General features: G+C 69.5%; 13 protein-coding genes and 2 pseudogenes. 7 read left to right on the top strand and 8 right to left on the bottom strand.

Annotated elements, in window-relative coordinates; genetic code table 11:
- From ACFW2E_RS04060 to ACFW2E_RS04050, 3 genes are all read right to left on the bottom strand, one after another.
- Positions 1 to 1,467: DEAD/DEAH box helicase (locus ACFW2E_RS04060; protein WP_384460991.1), on the bottom strand; the 1,467-nt coding region annotated here is incomplete at its 3' end.
- 214 nt (positions 1,468 to 1,681) lie between these two features.
- Positions 1,682 to 1,885 carry a cold-shock protein gene (locus tag ACFW2E_RS04055; protein ID WP_055710303.1) on the bottom strand — a complete coding sequence of 68 codons (204 nt, stop codon included), beginning with the start codon at positions 1,883 to 1,885 and terminating at the stop codon, positions 1,682 to 1,684.
- Positions 1,886 to 2,454: 569 nt separating this feature from the next.
- The gene (locus ACFW2E_RS04050) at positions 2,455 to 3,963 is read right to left on the bottom strand and encodes an FAD-binding oxidoreductase (protein WP_384460987.1); all 1,509 of its coding nucleotides are present in this window, start codon (positions 3,961 to 3,963) and stop codon (positions 2,455 to 2,457) included.
- Positions 3,964 to 4,333: 370 nt separating this feature from the next.
- Between ACFW2E_RS04050 and ACFW2E_RS04045 the strand changes: the two genes are divergently transcribed.
- Entirely contained in the window at positions 4,334 to 5,446 is a 1,113-nt protein-coding gene (locus ACFW2E_RS04045) for an ABC transporter substrate-binding protein (RefSeq protein ID WP_384460984.1), read from the top strand.
- Between the two features lie 39 nt (positions 5,447 to 5,485).
- Here ACFW2E_RS04045 and ACFW2E_RS04040 read toward each other — a convergent pair.
- Positions 5,486 to 5,882: pseudogene (locus ACFW2E_RS04040) on the bottom strand (putative immunity protein); the annotation flags it as partial.
- A gap of 44 nt (positions 5,883 to 5,926) precedes the next feature.
- Here ACFW2E_RS04040 and ACFW2E_RS04035 point away from each other — a divergent pair.
- The gene (locus tag ACFW2E_RS04035; protein ID WP_384460980.1) at positions 5,927 to 6,274 is read left to right on the top strand and encodes a hypothetical protein; all 348 of its coding nucleotides are present in this window, start codon (positions 5,927 to 5,929) and stop codon (positions 6,272 to 6,274) included.
- On the opposite strand, the gene ACFW2E_RS04030 is transcribed toward ACFW2E_RS04035, so the two are convergent.
- The 4 genes from ACFW2E_RS04030 to ACFW2E_RS04015 form a co-directional block, all read right to left on the bottom strand.
- Entirely contained in the window at positions 6,186 to 8,255 is a 2,070-nt protein-coding gene (locus ACFW2E_RS04030) for a hypothetical protein (RefSeq protein WP_384460977.1), read from the bottom strand. The two genes, ACFW2E_RS04035 and ACFW2E_RS04030, sit on opposite strands and share 89 nt — an antisense overlap.
- 68 nt (positions 8,256 to 8,323) lie before the next feature.
- Positions 8,324 to 9,427, bottom strand: coding sequence for an acyltransferase family protein (locus ACFW2E_RS04025; protein WP_384460974.1), 1,104 nt, complete (start codon positions 9,425 to 9,427; stop codon positions 8,324 to 8,326).
- Positions 9,428 to 9,429: 2 nt separating this feature from the next.
- Positions 9,430 to 12,261 carry a stealth conserved region 3 domain-containing protein gene (locus ACFW2E_RS04020; protein WP_384460971.1) on the bottom strand — a complete coding sequence of 944 codons (2,832 nt, stop codon included), beginning with the start codon at positions 12,259 to 12,261 and terminating at the stop codon, positions 9,430 to 9,432.
- Complete coding sequence (locus ACFW2E_RS04015) at positions 12,258 to 13,022, bottom strand: hypothetical protein (protein ID WP_384460968.1); 765 nt, start codon at positions 13,020 to 13,022, stop codon at positions 12,258 to 12,260. Before ACFW2E_RS04015 ends, ACFW2E_RS04020 begins: the two co-directional genes overlap by 4 nt.
- 485 nt (positions 13,023 to 13,507) lie before the next feature.
- Between ACFW2E_RS04015 and ACFW2E_RS04010 the strand changes: the two genes are divergently transcribed.
- The 5 genes and pseudogenes from ACFW2E_RS04010 to ACFW2E_RS03990 all read left to right on the top strand — a co-directional run.
- Positions 13,508 to 15,346 carry a stealth family protein gene (locus ACFW2E_RS04010; RefSeq protein ID WP_384460965.1) on the top strand — a complete coding sequence of 613 codons (1,839 nt, stop codon included), beginning with the start codon at positions 13,508 to 13,510 and terminating at the stop codon, positions 15,344 to 15,346.
- A gap of 96 nt (positions 15,347 to 15,442) precedes the next feature.
- Complete coding sequence (locus tag ACFW2E_RS04005; RefSeq protein WP_384460962.1) at positions 15,443 to 16,552, top strand: hypothetical protein; 1,110 nt, start codon at positions 15,443 to 15,445, stop codon at positions 16,550 to 16,552.
- Between the two features lie 91 nt (positions 16,553 to 16,643).
- Entirely contained in the window at positions 16,644 to 17,789 is a 1,146-nt protein-coding gene (locus tag ACFW2E_RS04000; protein WP_384460959.1) for a molybdopterin-dependent oxidoreductase, read from the top strand.
- Positions 17,786 to 18,214 carry a hypothetical protein gene (locus ACFW2E_RS03995; RefSeq protein ID WP_384460957.1) on the top strand — a complete coding sequence of 143 codons (429 nt, stop codon included), beginning with the start codon at positions 17,786 to 17,788 and terminating at the stop codon, positions 18,212 to 18,214. The genes ACFW2E_RS04000 and ACFW2E_RS03995 overlap by 4 nt, the downstream gene beginning before the upstream one ends.
- A 96-nt stretch (positions 18,215 to 18,310) precedes the next feature.
- Positions 18,311 to 18,502: pseudogene (locus tag ACFW2E_RS03990) on the top strand (IS701 family transposase); the annotation flags it as partial.
- Between the last annotated feature and the right edge of the window lie 365 nt (positions 18,503 to 18,867).

The following is an 18,867-nucleotide window of genomic DNA, read 5'->3' as shown; positions in this document are numbered from 1 at the left end:
GCCACCCCCCGCCGCGGTCCCGGCCGGGCGGACCGAGCCGCCGTCCCCCGCCCCGCCGGCAGCACCTGCCGCCGCCCCGCGGCCGCCTCGGCGTCGGCGGTCTGATCGCCTGCCGGGCTCGTCGCCGGCGTTCCGGTCCCGGCGGGAGGCGGTCGGCGTCGCAGGCTGGGGGATCTCGACGGTGACGGCCACACCGGAAGGCTCACGGGCGCCGGTGATGGTGGCCAGTTCCGCGTCGCTCGACGTGACACGGGCCGTCCGGGGACGGACGCCCGCGTCCGACATCAGCTGGGTGACGTCCCGCTTCTGGTCGGACAGGACCAGCGTGACCACGCTGCCGGAGCCGCCGGCACGGGCCGTGCGTCCGGCCCGGTGGAGGTAGTCCTTGTGGTCGGTCGGGGGATCGACGTTCACGACGAGGTCGAGGTCGTCGATGTGTATGCCGCGGGCCGCGACGTTCGTCGCCACCAGCGCGGTGACCTGGCCATTCTTGAACTGTTCCAGGGTGCGGTTCCGCTGCGGCTGGGAGCGCCCCCCGTGCAGTGCCGCCGCCCGGACACCGACGGCCAGGAGCCGCTTGGCGAGCCGGTCGGCGGACCTCTTGGTGTCGAGGAAGAGGATGACCCTGCCGTCACGGGCCGCGATGCGCGTGGTGACGGCCTTCTTGTCGGTCTCGTCCTGGACGTGGAGCACGTGGTGCTCCATGGTGGTCACCGCTCCCGCGGACGGGTCCACGGAGTGCACCACGGGGTCGGTCAGGAACCGCTGCACCAGACGGTCGATATTGGCGTCCAGGGTGGCCGAGAAGAGCATGCGCTGTCCGTCGGGCCGTACTTGCTGGATCAGCTTGGTGATCTGCGGCAGGAAGCCCATGTCGGTCATCTGGTCGGCTTCGTCCAGCACCGTGATACGTACCTGGTCGAGCACGCAGTCCCCGCGTTCCACGAGGTCATTCAGCCTGCCTGGACTCGCCACGACCACCTCGGCGCCGCGCTGGAGCGCACCGGCCTGCCTGGTGATGGACAGCCCGCCGACCACGGTGGCCAGCCGGAGGTTCACCGCCGTCGCGTACGGGGTCAGCGCGTCCGTCACCTGCTGGGCGAGTTCACGGGTGGGCACCAGCACGAGGCCGAGGGGTGCCTTGGGCTGTGCGCGCAGTCCGGCCGTGCGGGCCAGGAGCGCCAGCCCGAACGCGAGGGTCTTGCCGGAGCCGGTACGTCCCCGTCCCAGCAGGTCGCGGCCGGCGAGCGAGTTGGGCAGCGTCGCCGCCTGGATCGGGAAGGGGGTGGTCACGCCTTGCGCGGTGAGGGTCTTCAGCAGCCCCGCCGGCATGTCCAGGTCGGCGAAGTCCTCGACGGCGGGAAGTGCGGGTGTCGTACTCTCCGGCAGCCGGAATTCCCTTGGAGACGACGCGGACGGTGCGGGTGACGAGCCGCGCCGGTTCGGCTTCTGGGGCCTGCGGGACATGCGGTTTTCTGCCTTCCTGGAAACAGCGCAAACCGGGGTGGGGCCCAAAAACGTGCGGGGCCCCGCACCCGGTGTCGCGTGCGGGCCGCCCGCGGGGGGTGGGTGGGGGGGGGGGCGGGCGGTCCGTTTTCTTTCCCCCACCCCCAACCCCCCCCCCCCGGGGCCCCCCCCCCCCGGCCCCCCCCCCCCCGGCAAGCGGATACGCGTCCGGCGATCAGGCGGGGAGGATGTTCTCCGCCTGCGGGCCCTTCTGGCCCTGCGTGACGTCGAAGGAGACCCGCTGGCCCTCCTGGAGCTCACGGAAGCCCTGGGTGGCAATGTTCGAGTAGTGGGCGAACACGTCCGGGCCGCCGCCGTCCTGCGCGATGAAGCCGAAACCCTTTTCAGAGTTGAACCACTTCACGGTTCCCTGTGCCATGACCTTCTCCTTCGATAGGCAGAGGCCCCATCCGGAGATGCCGGTAAAACAAATAATGCGCCTGGAGGAGAAACATTCCCGTCAGGCGCACATAGGTTCATGGGTACCACAACTGCAACTCAGAAACCGTAGCACAGCTCGGCTGCCGGTGATGGATCATCAAGGCGCGTCGGGTTCCGCAGAGCCTGTCGATGACGGCGGCGTCCGCCCGGCCGCCCCTTCGCGCGCGGTCCGGAGCCTGGCCCGCAGCGGGCCCATCCACGTCCCCGGCATGCACGGCACCGCGAGCGGGACCCCGTCCGGACGGCGCCGTTCGCGCCAGCCACTGTCCGTGCGGACCGACGTCTTCCCAGCGCTCGGGCCGACGTGCCGACGGCTTTCGGACGGCACGGTGGGAAGCCGGTGCGTATCGGAGCGGGCGTGTGGCACCTTGGATGTGTCCGGCCCGCCGCTTTCCCCCGTAGTGGCGGGCCGGACCTGTCGGTGCAGCGCGCGCGTACGTTCAGCGCCCGCCATCCGGAGCCGATACGGTGCGCAGGACCTCGACCAGTCTGCCCGCCGACTGCCGGTCAGCAGGACGCGGGCGGGATGCTCTGGTCGTACTGGAAGACGTTGTGCGGGTCGTACTTCGCCTTGATCCTGCGCAGTCGGTCGAAGTTGGATCCCCAGTAGGCGCTCTCCCAGTCCTGCACGCCGACGTTCGGCACGTTGACGTAGGCGCCGTCCACATAGGGGCGCAGTGCCTGGCTGAACTCGGCGATCCAGGCCTGGGCCTGCGGGGTGAGCGGGTCGCAGATGCCCGGCTGGTCGGACCGGGTCCCCCAGCCGACGCCCGGCTCGGAGTAGAAGAGCGCGTCGCGGTGCGGGAACGCCGTGCCGCCGCGGGGGCTCCTCCTGACCGCCCCGCCGAACGCCTGGGTGAAGAAGTTGCTGTCGTCGGTGGGTGCGTCCTGCATGAACGAGGAGATCACGTCGATCGCCTCGGACGGGAACGGCTTCCTGGTGAACTGCGAGTAGAACTTCCAGTTCGCGGGTTCGTCCTCGGTCGGGATCTGGAATCCCGCGTACACGTCGCCCCAGTTGCCTTCCTGCACCGACACCTGGGGGCTGCCGACCGACAGGATCGGGGCCAGCAGCTTGTTCGCCTCCGCGGGCGTTCCCTCCGCGAGGACCGCGAACAGCAGGGTCTGGTTCCGGTGGACTTCGAGTTGGGTGCCGAGGCGGTCGTCGGCGTGCGGCGCGGTGCGCTGCCAGGCGTCGAAGATCCTGCGCAGGTCGCCGATTCCGTCCCATGTGGCCTGCAGATATGTGACGCTCTTCAGCGGGGCCACTTTGTAGGTGAGTGAGGTGACGATCCCGAAGTTGCCGTTGCCCGCTCCGCGCAGCGCCCAGAGCAGGTCGGAGTTGTGGTTCAGATCGGCCTTGATCACCTTGGCGCACTCGGCGCCTTCCGCGACGACGACCTCCGCGCCGATCAGGCTGTCGCAGGCCATGCCGAGCCAGCGGGTGAGGAAGCCGAAGCCGCCGCCGAGCGTGGCGCCGGCCAGGCCCACACTGCCCTCGGTCCCCGTCGTCACCGCGAAGTTCTGCTTCGCGAGCGTGGTCACCGCTTCCAGCTGGTTGAGTCCGGAGCCGACTCTCGCGACCCGAGCGGCGCTGTCGATGTGGACCGACTTGAGCTCACTGATGTCGATCACCAGGCCGCTGTCGACGTTCGACCAGCCCTCGAGGCTGTGGCGGCCGCTCCGGATCCGCAGCGCGACGTCGTTCTGCCGCGCCCACGTCAGGGCATTGACCACGTCCTCGGTGTTCTGGGCGAAGACGATGACCAGGGGATAGTGAGAGAAGAGCTGGTCCCAGCCGAGGCGAGCGTCCGTGTACCCGGGGTCTTCTGGACGGACGATGCGGCCGGTCAGCTTCGCCGGCGCGCACTTCGCCCCGTGCGGGGCGCTCACGGACTCCGCGGTCGCGGCACTCGCACCGGTGGTTTCGGCAGCCGCCACGCCCGGTACGACGACCGCGCCGGCACCGGCGACTGCCGTCGCCTGGAGCAGTCTGCGACGGGAAAAGTCGTTCATGGTCCGTTTCCTCTCGACCACCAGCAGGCGCGAATTAGCGGTTATAGGCGATTTGTGCGAAATGGACAGTAACAAGGGTGATCGCGGTGGACTGTCCCGACACGCTGTCAACCACGTCCGCGGCGCCTGACGCCGTAGCTCTGACACGAGCCGGATGAGCCTGCGCAACGGCCGATTGGGCGTCACCCTGGGTGCAGCTCAGCGAACAGATAATCGATTGCCTCTTGGCGATGGGGGTGGATGGAATGTCCGGCATGGTCACCCAGGTGCGCCTGCCACGGCGAGATGGGACGAACGCGTCCTGCCGAGCCTTGCCACTCCGCGATCCGGGCGGACTGCAGCCGAATCGTCGCAGGGGAGAGGTCAACGCATGAATGCGCCGGCATCCCTACCCGGAGCGGAGCGGCCTGACGGATCATCCGTGCAGATCGGAGCTCTCGTTCCGCTGACTCGGCCTGGCTGGGTCGAGGCGGGCCGACACCTGCTCGCGGGACTCGAGTTGGCCGTTCGCGAAGTCAACGACGCGGGCGGGATCGACGGAAGACCACTCGAGCTGGTGGTCCGTGACACCGCGGCTGATCCACGGAGGGCCGTGGCGGCCGTAGACGAACTGGCTCGCCTGGGCGTGGCTGCCTTGGCGGGGGAGTACCACAGTGTCGTCGCTCGCGCCGCTGCCGCCAGGGCCGACGCCCTCGGCCTGCCCTTCCTCTGCTCGTCAGCGGTCCTCGACGCGCTCACCGAACAGCCGACGGAATGGGTCGCGCGCCTCGCCCCGGCGCAGTCCCACGGCTGGCGGATCTACGCGGACTTCCTCCTCGGCGCGGGGCACAGCCGAATCGCCGTAGCAGCCGAGTCGAGTGTCTACTGGGCATCCGGGACCCGCCTTCTGCGCGACTACCTCGCTCCACACGGCGGCACCGTCAGCGAACTCGACATGCGCGCGCTCGCTCCCACGGCGGTGTGCGACGCACTCGTCGACAATCGCGCGACAGCCCTCCTGCTGCTGGTCGGCCACCCGGAGCCGGCCGTGCCGATCGTCAAGGCCGTCCGCCGCGACCAGCGCCTCGCCGAGATCATGATCGGTGCTCCGGCCGGGCAGCCGGAGTTCGCCGAATGGGCGAAGTCGCTGGGCGACGACGGCGCCGCGATCCCGTTCCTGCGCTACCTGCCCGAGCGCCTCGGCCCACTCGGTGCACGAGTCGAGGCGGCCCTCCGCGAGCGGCTGGCCGAAGCGCCCTCCTTCGTCGCCTTCGAGGGCTACGACACGGTCGCCGTCCTCGCTGGTGTGCTGCGTACTCATGGCGCGGACCGGGCGCGCACTGCGGGATCCTGGCCGCTCGTTGCGGTCGAAGGCACCCGCGGGCAGATCCGGTTCTCCCGCACGCCCGGCATCAACGTGTGGCAATGGGCTTGGACGCCAGTCCAAGTCGCTGATCGAGATCCGGCGGAACCCGGCCGCTTTCGGATGCTTCACGCCGGTTGAGAGGGCACGGAAGCCCGGCCGTCCGGGCGACACCGGCCGGCAGATGTTGTTCCGCAATCGCTGGTCGTCAAGCACGAGCTCGCGAATCGCCTCCGGGAGCTGGTCACGCTGCCACTGGCACTCGAGTCGGCCTCGCGGCCTCGCCCTCGCCTGCTGGCGCGCCAGCACGCACGGCCTTGATCGCACAGGCGGCCGCACCGAGCTCGTGCGCGGCGACATGTGGGACGCCGCCGGCCGGGCCGGCGGCGTACGCGGGATGCCGTGCTGCGCCACGCGGGTCTCGAGCCGCGCCCCTTGCATGGCCGCCCGCCGCGCGAGCCTGCGTCATCCCGGCCTCGCCACGCGCCCGGGCGCGAGCATGCTCGATCGCTTGGCGCGGCCGGGGGTCCTCGGGCCGAGCCGGCTCGAAGAGGCCGAGGACGGGCTCCGGACGAGCGGGCGCGCCGACACCAAGGCGCGGCCTTCGCCCTCGCAGAGCGGATGACCGGGGTGCGGGTGACGGAGGAACTGCTCCGGGATGCCGAACACCAGCTCGGGCATGTACCTGAGGAGCCCGCCGAGGAATGGACCGGCGTCGTCATCGACATGACCGACGTCCACGGGAAACGCTTCTACAGGGCGTTCACCCGCGACGACGTCGAGGACGGCATGGCCCGCGCCCGCGCCCGCGCCGAGTCCGCAGAGCCGAGCGTCAACCGCGCGCCTACACCGCCCGCTCCCCGACCCGCAGGCGCGGAGTTCACACTGGCAGCTGGCAACCCGGGATGTGATGGGTGGCCCACGAGGGGAGAGTGCCGAGCTCGCGGTCGCTGGACAGGTCGAGCGTGAGGGTGCTGAGGCAGGCCTGGGCGTCGACATGGGCGATGACCAGTCGGCCTCGGCCGTCCACGGCGGCGGCGGGGGTGTGGACGAAAGGGCCGCCCCCGAGCGGGGTCCACTTCGGCTGTATGGGGCTGCCGTCGAGGGGCTGAACGCAGAGGCTGAGTCCGTGCGCGTCGGTGCGTTGGATCAGGGCGGCTTCCCCCGTGGCCAGGACGGTGTGCGCGAGTGGGCCGAAGCCAGGGGTGGTGGCGGCGATGTCGGGCTGTGTGTTCCACGTGCCGGTCCGGTGGTCCTGACGGTGGGCGAGGATCCAGCCGGTTCCGGGCTGCCGGGAGTACATCACCAGGCGGCCGTTGGACTGCTCGACGAGAGTCACGGGGGCGGCCGGCTGGGCGAGTTGGGTGCCGTAGTCGCGTGCGAAGGGCCCGCCCGGGGCGGTCTGGTACCAGCGGAGGACGCCCATCTCACGTGTGCTGCTCGCGGCGTAGAACTCGACGGTTCCGTCGCGCCTGGCGATGCCCGACACGCCCTCCAGAACACCGCCGTTCAGATCGCTCCAGGGCTCCCATCCCTGTTCCGTGAGGAGCCGAGAGCTCAGACCGCTGCCGAAATTCCGGAGCACGACCTGGATGTCGTTTCCGGAGGCGACGACGACCGGCATGCCCAGTGCGCGACGGCGTGGTTCATGGTCCGCCGAGGTGTTGTACGGGCTGTGGAGGTCGGTCCAGGTCCCGAACTCGCCTGTCACGGGGTTCTGGGTGATGTGCATCAGGCTGCGCTGCTGCTGTTCGGCGGACGGGCCCACCGCGGCTCTCACGGCGACGATGTGGATACGACCGTCGGCGTCGCGTGTCGCGTCGAGACGAGCGACGAAGCGTCCGTCACCCTGCGGCAGCTGACCGAGTGGTGCCGGCCCCGACCACATGTCGTCCCCGGACCGCTCCCGGATCCACATGACGGGTCGGCCGCCGAGCACGGCGAACGCGGCGAGCCGTCCGTCGGCCAGCGGCTGGAGCCAGGTGGTGCTGCCCTGCCAGCGATAGTTCGTGCTCTGCCCGTAGAAGCGGTTGTACGCGCGGTTGCCGAGCGGCCTGTCACCGCACCTGCCCGGGGGCTGCTCGCAGGTGTGACCGTCCTCGCCGCCGTAGACCGCCAGGTAGGAGAACTTACGAGCGGCCTGCTGCGGGCTGAGGTTGTGAGGGCGCAGCTTGTTGCAGTACCCCACGTAGCTCTCCACGGCCGCGGGCCGCTGCCGGCCCGTACGTTCGTACTTCTCGAGGGCGGCCATGGCGAAGAGGGCCGCGGCAGTGTGGTCGGAGTTGTCGCAGTAGGTGACGCCGCCCGATGTCCTGTCGATCGCGGTCCATTGCGGATCGGGGTTCATGATGCGGACGACGGCGGGGGCGTACCTCTGCAGGATGTCGGTGAGCGTGCCGATGACGGCGTCCCGGGTCAGCAGCTGCCCGTCGCATCCGGAGGGGATGGGGCTGGATTCAGGGCGCAGTGTCGCGAGCGTCCTGTCGGTCTGCTGCCACAGACCGAGAAGGCTCGTTCCCTGCGCGCCCTGACCGGTGCGCAGGTTGAGGAAGACCAGCGTGACACGGTCGTCGTCAAGGCTGTTGATCTCCGCGGTGACTCCCCGGATCCGCAACGTGGAGCGCTGCCAGGGGGCCCGGCGGCTGCCGGTGGCCATGAACGCGTAGGCGGCACGGATTCCGTGCTGCCGGGCGGCGGTGTAGCCGGGGAAGTCAGGCGTGGCGGTCCTGCGGGCCGGGTCGTCCATGGGGAGATTGACTCCGTCGGCTTCACCCGTCGTCAGGTAGACGCTCACCTGGGGTATTCCGGACAGTACGGACTGCCACAGGTCGGGCGTCATGAAGTACAGATCGTCGTCCGTGTGGGCACAGATCTGTACGTGGGGTGCCAGGGTCGTGGACTTGTGCCGGCTCTGCGGAGCGGCGGCGGAGAAGCGGTTCAGCAGTCGCATGGGGTGGAGAACCTTCCTGAGCGCAGACGGAAGCTTCGGGGACGTGGGCACCGCCCGGGGCCCGCCGGTCAGAGCTGGGCGAGGCCTTGTTTCAGGCGGCGTCCGAGGGGACGTTCGACGTAGCGGTGCACCAGCCAGGCCAGGACCAGCATTGCCGCGACCACCAGGGCGAGCAGAGCACCGGGCGGTGCGTGGGGAGACAGCAGACCGAACAGCTCCCGCCCGATGACCTGGTGGAGCAGGTAGAGCGGGTAGGTCAGGGCGCCCGCACCGGCCGGCCACCGCCACGAGATCCGGGAGAGCTTCGTGGTGGCGACGAGCGCCACGATCCCGAAACTCGCGGCGACGATGACGATCACGGGCCATGACGGAACCGTGTGCCCCATGTATGTGCCCGTGTTCCGCCATGTGCTGAGCGCGAAGGGAAGCGACGAGCAGAAGCACAGCAGGACCACACCGGCCAGCATCAGGTTCGGGCGAAAGCGGTGCATGAGATACAGGGCGATACCGGCGATGAAGTACCAGCTGTTGTCCGGCATGATCAGCAGCCGCAGCGGGTCGTTCACCGGTGCACCGGCCCAGAGCGCGCTCGCCGCCGCCCAGACGCAGCAGAAGAGCAGGACGCGGCGGTACGTCAGCCCCCACCAGGTGACGACCGCGAACAGCAGATAGAACCTCAGCTCCACGAAGAGCGTCCAGTACACGCCGTCCACGTGCTCGACGCCGAGGGCCTCTTGAAGCATCGTCAGGTTGGTCAGTACGTCGCTCCACGGAAGCGGTCGCGCGCCGCCGGGAACCACCGCGACGGTCACCGTGGTCGCGACGATCGCGAACCAGTAGGCCGGGTAGAGCCTCACCACGCGCGATACGAAGAATCCCCGCAGCGACTTGTCCCAGCAGGTCATGCAGATGACGAAGCCGCTGATCAGGAAGAAGAGCTGGACACCCAGCCAGCCGTACGCGGCGACCGGGAAGGCGGACGGGAACATCGCCTTCACGTCCGTGGGCCAGCCGCCGCCCCGGGCCATGTAGTGATAGGACATCACGGCGAGCGCGGCGACCAGGCGCAGCGCGTCCAGCACGTGGATGCGCGGAGCGGAGCCGGTTCGAGCGGTTTGCGTCGGGTCGCCACCAGCCGCCACGGGCTCTCTGAGACGCTGAGGCGTGTGCAACGTCAGCTCCGTTCGAGTCGTGACGGTACGGGGAAGTAGGCGTTGAGGAAGGCCCGCAGGACGCGGTCCTGCTCGTCGACCGGGACTTCCGCGTCCGCGGACTCACCGATGCAGAACACGTTGTGGCTGCGTGAGGCGAGCAGGCGGCTCAGCCGGCTGTGGTGGTCGTACCGGCCGACGTTGACGAATGAACTGGAGAGGGCGGAGGGAACCGACCGGCCGGTCAGGTAGCTGTAGTGGTGGTGGAGCGAGGCGGGGACGGAGAGGTCGGTCCTCGCCCGGAAGGCGCTGGACGCGGTGGCCTCGAACTCGTTCGGGTACGTCTCCTCGATCTCGGTGAGTACGCTGCGCCTGAGCGGGTGCGGGGTGTGCAGGAAGCCCTGGGTCGCGGTGCGCTGGAATTCCCGCCGCAGCAGGTCCCGGTTGTTCTTGGCGGCGGCGAAGTAGCCCTCGTCCTGCGGGGACAGTGGCACGGGGGGCACCGCCGTGGGTGACCAGAAGAAGCGGGTGTGACCGTTGCTGGTGAAGAATGCCTGCGGGGTGACGGGGCGGCCCAGGAAGACGTCGTCGTTGAAGTAGAGGAAGTGCTCCGACAGACCGTCTATGTGGTGGAGCTGGCTCTCGATCGCGTGCGAGTTGAACGTGGGCAGCCAGTCGGCCTTGGTGAAGATCTCACGGTGCCCGACGACCGTGACGCCGGGCTGGGAAGTGTCGAGCCAGTGCGGGGTCTGGTCGTCGGTGACGATGTAGATGTTGCGGATCCAGGGTGCGTACATGGCCAACGACCGCAAGGAGTAGCGCAGTTCGTCGCGGTTGCGGAAGCGCACGTCCCCGCTGTCCGCTCCCTCGTCCGCGATGCCCGCGGCCTTGCGCGCCGCATCGCGCCGTTCGCGCCAAGCGGGGTCCGTGTCGTCGACCCATGTGTAGACGGCATCGATCGGGAAGTCGATGTCCCCCATGAGGCGGTCGGTGAACGCCGCCGCGGTGGGATGGTCGCGCTCGCCGACACGCAGCCGTGCGGTGGGTTGCAGGTCGGGCAGGCAGGGGCCGACCAGGGTGGATCCGCGGGGAGCCCTGCGCCAGCCGGGCAGCTCGTCGCTCTCGTCGTTCTCGGCCCAGAACTCGACCTGGCAGCCGTAGGCGGGACCGTAGCGCAGCGTCCGGCTCTCCGTGGTCACCGGATTGAAGACTCTCAGGCCCATCACTTCCCCGACGGCACGCAGCCGCTCGGCCAGCACCGCACCCGGAGCCACACCCCTGGGAGTGATCAGTTCGGCGTAGACGGGTTCGGCGTGGAGGCCGGTGGCCAGAGCGTTCAGGACCTGCTCGCGGCGCTCGACCTCTACGGCGAGCCGATGGGTTGGCGTGCCGTCGCGCAGCAGGAGATAGGGCACGCGGTGCGCGGTGAGCACCTCCGCCACGAGTTCGAGATTCCACTCGGCCATGCGCGCCGCGGATATGTCGTCCCGTACCTCCGCGAGACGGCCGGCGCTCCTGACGAGTCTGCCCGTGCGGTCCTGGGCCTGGAGCATGACCTCCCTGGCCTTCTGCTCGTCGGTGGAGGCCGCGAGCATGCTGACGGGGGCGGCGACGGTGAAGTGACGGCTTCCGCCGGCAGTGACCCGGCGGGCCATTCGGTCGGCACGGTCGGCGGTACGGGAAGCCGTGGCCCGGCGGGCTGTCAGGCGGGTGAAGAGTTCTTCCCACTGAGCAGTGACGCGCTGCGCCGAGAACCTCTCCTGGACACCGGCACGGCCGGCCGCACCGTACGAGCGGCGCAGCGCGTCGTCGGCCATGAGCGTGGACATCGCACTGGCCAGGGACTCCTTGTCCGCCGGGGGAACGAGCAGGCCGTCGACTCCATGGCGGATGATCTCCGCGGGGCCGGTGACGACGTCGTACGCGACGACCGGCAGGCCCGCCGCCATCATCTCCAGCAGGACCAGCGGGAACGCCTCGTTGCGAGAAGGCAGCACAGCCATGCTCGCCTTGGCCCACTCGTTCGCCATCTGATTGGAGTGGCCGAGGAGTTGGACGCGGTCGTGCAGGTTCAGCCCGTCGATCAGCCGTCGCAGACGAACCTCCTGCGGCCCGTCGCCGAAGATGCGCAGGGACCATTCGGGGTGCTCGTCCGTCAGGGATCCGAACGCCTCGATGGCGTGGTCCAGTTGCTTCTCGGGCGTCATCCGGGCGGCCAGGACGATCGTCTTGTGCGTGAGGTCCGACCGGGGCCGGAAGCCGTCCGGAACAGCGTTGGGTATGGCGGCGAGGACCGGCGCGGCCGCACCGAGAGAGTCGGCGAACCACTCGCTGGTGCGTTCGGTGAGGGAGACGAGTGCGTCGACAGCGGGTGCGTGGATGAGCAGCGGTTCGCCGGTGACCCCGCGCAGCTGGGAGGCGCGGTGTTCCTGATGGATGGTGATGACGTCCCAGGGCACCAGCTCCGCCGCCGCGGCCATGAGGGCCGGAGTCGTGGTGATCAGCACGTCGGTGTCCAGAGCGGACAGGGCTGCCGTCATCTCGATGTCCGAGAGCCGGTCGAACGTCGGTTCCCACTCGGGCTTGATGATCTCGCTGGGCAGCGAGGTGAGGAAGCGGCACGTCCGCTCGTCGAGAGAGCTGGCACGCACCGGTCGGCCGACGTCTCCGGTGCGGTCGACGAGATAGCGTCGCGTCACTCCGCGGGCGGCCTCGAAGAAGGGCTCTTCGCTGGTCCTGAAGACGCTGAGCACTTCCACCTCATGACGCGGTGCGAGGTGCGCGGCCTGGGTGTAGACGGCCATCTCCGTTCCGCCCATTCCGTCGGCCCACGTGAGCAGAAAGGTGATCTTCATCGGGCGTTGTCCTCGTTGGTGGGGATGACGGTGCAGCTCACGGTGGCCCTTCCGGCCCCGGAGAGATGGGCGTGGACCCGCAGCAGCGTGCCGGTGGGCAGAGCGACGGTGCGGAACGGGGTACGGAAGACCTTGTTGGGATGCCTCACGTCGGTCAGCCGGCGGCCGATCCTGATCTTCGTCCGACCGCACCGCAGACGGAGGTCCCACACATGTGTCGTCCTCTTTCCCGCCGACATGGCGCAGAGCGGTACGTCGAAGGTGAACCGGTCTCCCTGCCAGTCGGGTCGGACCGGGACGACGGCGCCCCCGGCCCGCTGTACCGCCTCGGCGGTGAAGCGTGAGGGCGGAAGACCGGCCGCGATCAGCCGGCCGTGGACGGTGATGCGGTCCCATCGCGCGGTGAACGCGGTCAGTTCAGCCTGCTGACGAGGGCCTGCCACTTTGAGCATCGCGTGACCGTCGAGGGAGCGTGCGATGCGGAACACCGTGCCGGAACCGGCACTCGGGCAGGACACCAGGGTGGGTCCCTCCGCGGCGGGTGCGGGTGGGGCCGTCACGGCGAAGCGAGATGTCGAGCCGGAGCGGTGTCTGACGACGACGGTCAGCCGCCACAGTCCGTCCCCGACTCTGAGTCCGGGCTGCTGTGGATCGTCATGGCGCGGATGGCACAGCGCGGTGGTGGCCGTCAGCAGAGTGGATCCGTCTCCGTGGTGCTCCAGGTCCAGGGGAACGCTCCGTGACTCGGCGTGCCGTTCCACCCGCAGGAGTGCTGCTTCGGGTTCGTCATCACCAGGGGGACACGGCAGAGCCACGTTGAGCGTCCCGCCACCGAGTACCGAGAGATGGACCGGACGGAGTGCCGGCCGGCCGCGTCCGACACCACCGAGAGCGGGAACAGTCCTGTTCTGTTCCATGCTGCGACGGGCCCGTCCCACGGTACGGCGAGCCCGCGTCGCAAGGGTCACCGCGCGGGACAACAGGGCTTGGCTCATGACACTCGGTCACCTCTGCTTGTGCTTGTGCTTGTGCTTGAGGGTTGAACAGGGGAGTGGACACACACTTGTTGGCCAACAGGACCGCTTGCCGCCGCCGTTCGTTCCCCTTCGGGCTTGTGATTGCTGTTACTCCCGTGACAGTGAACCTTTCCGTTTAGTCCGGCATCTCCCCCCAGGCGAAGGGCTCTTGCACTGCCGGCGCTGTGATCCCGGCAGCTTTGGAGGGGCCGGGAAAGGTAAGGCTCAACGTGGATCCAACCACCGCTGAACAGGAACTGACGCAGACGCGGTCGCGCGTACCGGCGCTGCCCAGAACCACCCCGACCGACGGCTCATCCGCCAAGAGCCGCTCCGTCAACGCCGAAGGCGCCGCCCTTGTCCGGGCCTACCGTGCCTTGATGCCCAACGGGCTGCGGCGGTTCATCGCGCGCCGTTACTCTCCCGAGTCGCGAAGGAAACTCAAGGCCCTGATGAGCGGTGCGTTCATGACGGCCGCACTGCGTCGTGCGAGATGCTCGGTACTGGCCCTGCTGTGCCGTTCACGGATCCCGGGTGCCGGTGCCGGCGTGACGTGGGCGGACGGCCGTGCACGCATCGCGTTCAGGGAGGAGAACCTCGCGCCTCATGTGACCCGGGCGCGCAACCTGTCCAAAGTGACGGCCGCCCTCGAGCGGTCCGGCATCGACTACTTCTGTGTGCGCGGCCGGGAGCGGAACTCCACCGTCGTCGCGGTGCACGACGGTGACCGTCGGCAGGCTTTGGGCGCACTGCGCGAGCTGTGCGACGAGGATCCGGGATATCTGGTGGTCCGAGGAGCCCGCGGCACCCGCGTTCTTCCCGCCTACCGGACGCGCGGATGGCGGGCAGGCGCGAAGTCGTCGGCACTGGGCCTGTTCTGGTTCTATGCCGAGCCCGGTGAACGTCTGGTGCTGGGGCCCGAGCACGCGTGCGAAGTCGAGTTCTGGGCCGCGGAGAACGGCGCCCTGCGGGCTCCTCGACGCAATGCCGTCACCGACTCCGTACCCGTTGACGAGCCCGGGGTACGGGCTCCCCTTGCCGACTTCACGGCCCCGGCCGGACTCCGCGGTCCCTCCACCGCGACAGTGCGCACCCGCAAGGCCTTCACGGCACTGCTCCCAGGGGACATCACCTTTCCCGTCGACGCGGTGTACACCTGGGTCGACGGAAGTGACCCGGCGTGGCTGCACCGCCGGTCGGCAGCGTCGAGCGAAGGGCTTCATGCGGAGGCGGCCAACGCCGGCCGGTACGCGAATCACGACGAACTGCGTTACTCGCTGCGCTCGCTCGCCATGCACGCCCCGTGGATCCGCGACATCTACCTCGTCACCGATGACCAGACGCCACCATGGCTGGACACGTCCCAGCCCGGCATCACCGTGGTCAGCCACCGCGAGATATTCAGCAGCGAGGAACACCTCCCCACGTTCAACTCGCATGCCATCGAGAGCCAGCTCCATCACATCGACGGCCTGTCCGAGCACTTCCTCTACTTCAACGACGACGTCTTCCTCGGGGACGAAGTCCTTCCCGAAGACTTCTTCCTCGCCAACGGCCTGAGCAAGTTCTTTCCCTCGCCCGCCCTCGTTCCCCTCGGCCCCCCCGACAGCCAGGACCCACCGGTCTCCCTCGCGGGGAAGAACAACAGGGCCATCGTCCAAGAACGCTTCGGCACCATGCTCGTACAGAAGATGCGCCACGTCCCGCACCCCCTGCGGCGCTCCATTCTCGACGAGATCGAGAAGGACTTCCCCGAACAGCATCAGCTGACGTCCAGCACCCGCTTCCGGGGGCCCGACGACTTGGCCGTGCCATCGTCCCTCTACCACTACTACGCGTTCCACACACAGCGGGCTCTGCCCTCGGAACTCTCCTACGTCTACCTCGACGTGTCGTTGCCCAACGCGGCGAACCGGCTCGACCAGTTGCTGCTGAGTCGCGACAAGAAGGTGTTCTGCCTCAACGACACCTGCTCGACGGAAGCGGACTTCGACCGGTGCAACCGCCTCCTGAGGTCCTTCCTGGACGACTACTTCCCCGTGCCGAGCCGATTCGAGAAACACGCCTGATCTCCCATGCCGGCACGACGGAGCGTGCGGAACAGCGAGCGGGCGGTGGTCACGCCCAGGAAAGGATTGCGGCCCGGGCGTAGCGGCCGCTGTCCCGTGCGGTGGCACACGTCCCTGCTGACCGTGTGGACGGCCGTCTGGTTCCTCCTGGCCGAACGGCATGGGGCGGTCTCCTGGCACTACCTGAGAACCGGTGAGGAACTGCTGTTCAGCCCCGTGCCGAGCGGTGGCCTCGCGCTGTACGCCAACCATCCGGAACTCCAGATCGGCCCGGTCAGTTTCGTGGCCGCCGCGCTGTTCACGCCGTTCCCGGCAGCCCTGGGCGAAACACTCGCCGAGGCGTTCATGTCCATCCTCGGCCTGTACATGCTGGTCCTGATCGGTCGTACGGCGGCCGAGCACAACCTCGGCACGGGTCTGAACCACAGGCGTCTGCAACAGCGTGTCCTCGTCGCAGGGGCCGCGTTCATTCCCATGTGGGTGGAGGTCTCGGTGCGGTTCGCGCACCTGGACGACGTACTGGCGCTGTTCTTCACCACCTTGGCGCTACGCGCTCTGGTCCGTGGCAACGTCACAGCCGTGGGCGTCCTGCTGGCGCTGGCCGTGGACTCCAAACCGTGGGCGGTGGGTTTCCTGCCGCTGCTGGCCGTGTCCCGCCCGGCCCGGCCGCGCGCCGTCGCCTGGACCGTCGGCCTGGTGGCCGCCGCCTGGTTCCCCTTCTACCTCAGTCACCCGGACACCTTCCACGCCGCCCGGTTCACCATCCCGAACCACCCGGCTTCGGCCCTGCGCTGGTTCGGCGTCGACGACCCCGTCACGCCCTGGTGGGATCGCCCCGCACAGATGATCCTCGGCATCGCCCTGGGCGCGCTGGCAGTCCGGAGGAACCGGTGGGCCGCCGTGGTGCTGCTCGCAGCCGACGCCCGGATCATGCTGGACCCGAGCGTGTACACGTACTACAACGCGTCGGTGCTGCTGGGCACCCTCGTCTGGGACTCCGTCGGCCAGCGGCGCCTGGTGCCCTGGGTGAGCTGGACAGCCCTGATCTCCCTCTACGGCAGCGCCCTGCTGGTTCCCTCCCCTTCCGGCCAGGGTCTGATCCGGCTGGCCTTCGCGGTCGGATCGGTGCTGTACGTCCTGTGCTGGCCCCAGCGCACGCCCCGCAACCGGCGCGGGATGAGGCCGGCCGACGCACGGAAGAGGTAGTGGCCCACTTCGCTCGGACTCTGCCGACGGCCTGAGACGTCCCTGTTCCGTAAGAGTTCAAATGTTCCGATGCGCCCTCGTGCGGAGTGGGATGGAGGGCATGAAACTGCGTGTCTCTCCACCGGTGTTCAAGGGCGGACTGCATGACGCCCGCACGGCGACCTCGATCGGCAGGTGGCTCGGTCCGGCCTTCGTCGTGTGCTTCGTCACCGGTTTGATCAGCCACCTCATGCAACATCCGCCGGGCTGGCCGGCCAACGACATCCCGAGCCGTCCGGCATGGGGATACCGGGTGACCCAGGGCCTGCACGTGGCCTCCGGCATCGCGGCGATTCCGCTGCTGTTGGCCAAGTTGTGGACCGTGTATCCGCGCCTGTTCGAGTGGCCGCCGGTGCGTTCGGTCCGGCACGCGCTCGAGCGGCTGTCGATCGCGGTGCTGGTGGCCGGCGCCGTCTTCGAACTGGCGACCGGTCTGCTGAACACGGTCCAGTGGTACCCGTGGCCGTTCTCCTTCGTGCCGGTGCACTACGCGGTGGCATGGCTGGTGGTCGGGGCGCTGGTCCTGCACATGGCGGTCAAGGCGCCCGAGATCCGGGCGCACTGGAGCAGGCGTTCGCCCGGGACTCTCGCCCTCCCCGCGCAGGACGGCCCCGATCGTCGGTCACTGCTGGCCGCGGTGGGCGCGGCTGTCGGGGCCGTCACCCTGACCACGGTCGGCCAGTCCTTCACCCCGTTGAAGGACTTCATCCTGTTCGCGCCCCGTCATCCGGACCGTGGCCCGCAGGCCCTGCCCGTCAACCGGACCGCCGCGGCGGCCGGAGTCGACCGGCTGGCCGGCGAGGAGTACCGCCTGGTGGTGGCGGGGCCGCGGCCCTACACCTTGACGCTGGGCGAGTTGCGCGCCCTGCCCCAGCACGAGGTGGAACTGCCGATCGCCTGCGTGGAGGGCTGGAGCAGGTCGGCGCACTGGACCGGGGTGCGGATCGTGGACCTGCTGGACCGGGCGGGCGCGTCGCCGCATGCGCGGGTGAGGGTGGTGTCGTTGCAGCTGCGCGGCGGCTACCGGGTGTCGGAGATGGGGCACGAGCACGCCCGTGACCCGTTGACCCTGCTCGCCCTGCGCCTGAACGGAGAGGAACTCCACCCCGACCACGGCTACCCGGCGCGGCTCATCGCCCCCAACCGTCCCGGCGTGCTGCAGACCAAGTGGGTGGGCCGGCTGGAGGTGCTGGCATGAAGGTGCCGCGCTTCCTTGCGGGCGTGGCCGGCGTGGTGCTCATGGGCGTCGGCGCGTCCCTGCTGATCGATGTCCGCGACCCGAGCGATGTCCTGGTCTGGCTGGGCGGTGCCGTTGTGCTGCACGACGCGTTGATCGCGCCCCTGGTGCTGCTGGTCGGCCTGGCACTGACGCGCGGGGGTGCGCGCGGTCCGATGCGCGGGGCGCTGCTGGTCGCGGGCGCGCTGACGGTGGTGGCGCTGCCGGTGCTGTTGCGCCCGGGGCCGCGGGCCAACTCCTCGGTGCTGCCCCTGGACTATCTGCGCAACTGGCTGATCGCACTGGTGGCCGTGGCCATGGTGACGGCGCTGTGGGCGGCCGCGCGGAGATTCACCCGCAACCGGTGGCCAAGAGGAGGCCGCGCCGCGACACCAAAGGGACGGTAGGGGTGGGCCACGGCGTCCACGGTTCGGTCCGACGGATGTTCCAGCAGGACTCCGTCAGGTCTGTCTCGCGGTCCTGTTCGGGTGCATGCCGGGTGTGTGGACGCACATGAAGTGAACCGTGCTCGGGCGAAGTCGGCGCCGTTCGTCGCTGACGTGTTCGCGTCGGTGCCGCGCAAGGACCGGCGGGCGAAGGGTGACCGCTGTCTGCGGGGGCTGACGCTGGACGTGTGGCGCAAGTCGATCCGGCCGATGGCAGAGCGACTGCCGGACGGCACCGAGCATGGCGTCGCGGGGCAGGCGGGGGTTTGCCGACTTCGCACACGTCTGGGACCTGGCCGGAGCCAACTGGTGCGCACTGGACGGCATGGACGGCTTCGCCGATGGCGGACTGCGGGCCTGCAGCGCCGGCAGTGGGGAGCCGCAGGCGGTGGGGGAGACGGGTGCGGCCTCCGCACGGCGGCTCCGCGACGACCTGGGGGAGGCCGCAGGTCGTCCGCGGAGAACAATGGCGGAGTTCGCGTCGGCGCCCTTGCCGGCCGGGTGCGTCCAGCCCGCACCAGGCCGCTTCCCCCGCCGGGCCCCACCAGGCGGGGGGGGGCCGGTCCCCCCATGACCCCCGGCGGGGCCCCGCCCGCCCGGACTCAGACCCGGGG

The sequence above is a fragment of the Streptomyces sp. NPDC058964 genome (assembly GCF_042741275.1).
Lineage (GTDB): Bacteria > Actinomycetota > Actinomycetes > Streptomycetales > Streptomycetaceae > Streptomyces.
Note: the sequence above shows the minus strand (reverse complement) of the source record. Positions and strands in the feature narration are given on the sequence as shown.

Excerpts from the sequence above, each read along its gene's own strand:
- ACFW2E_RS04050 (WP_384460987.1), bottom strand. The coding sequence starts at position 3,963 with ATGAACGACTTTTCCCGTCGCAGACTGCTCCAGGCGACGGCAGTCGCC.
- ACFW2E_RS04035 (WP_384460980.1), top strand. The coding sequence starts at position 5,927 with ATGACCGGGGTGCGGGTGACGGAGGAACTGCTCCGGGATGCCGAACAC.
- ACFW2E_RS04055 (WP_055710303.1), bottom strand. The coding sequence starts at position 1,885 with ATGGCACAGGGAACCGTGAAGTGGTTCAACTCTGAAAAGGGTTTCGGC.
- ACFW2E_RS04030 (WP_384460977.1), bottom strand. The coding sequence starts at position 8,255 with ATGCGACTGCTGAACCGCTTCTCCGCCGCCGCTCCGCAGAGCCGGCAC.
- ACFW2E_RS03995 (WP_384460957.1), top strand. The coding sequence starts at position 17,786 with ATGAAGGTGCCGCGCTTCCTTGCGGGCGTGGCCGGCGTGGTGCTCATG.
- ACFW2E_RS04045 (WP_384460984.1), top strand. The coding sequence starts at position 4,334 with ATGAATGCGCCGGCATCCCTACCCGGAGCGGAGCGGCCTGACGGATCA.
- ACFW2E_RS04000 (WP_384460959.1), top strand. The coding sequence starts at position 16,644 with ATGGAGGGCATGAAACTGCGTGTCTCTCCACCGGTGTTCAAGGGCGGA.
- ACFW2E_RS04020 (WP_384460971.1), bottom strand. The coding sequence starts at position 12,261 with ATGAAGATCACCTTTCTGCTCACGTGGGCCGACGGAATGGGCGGAACG.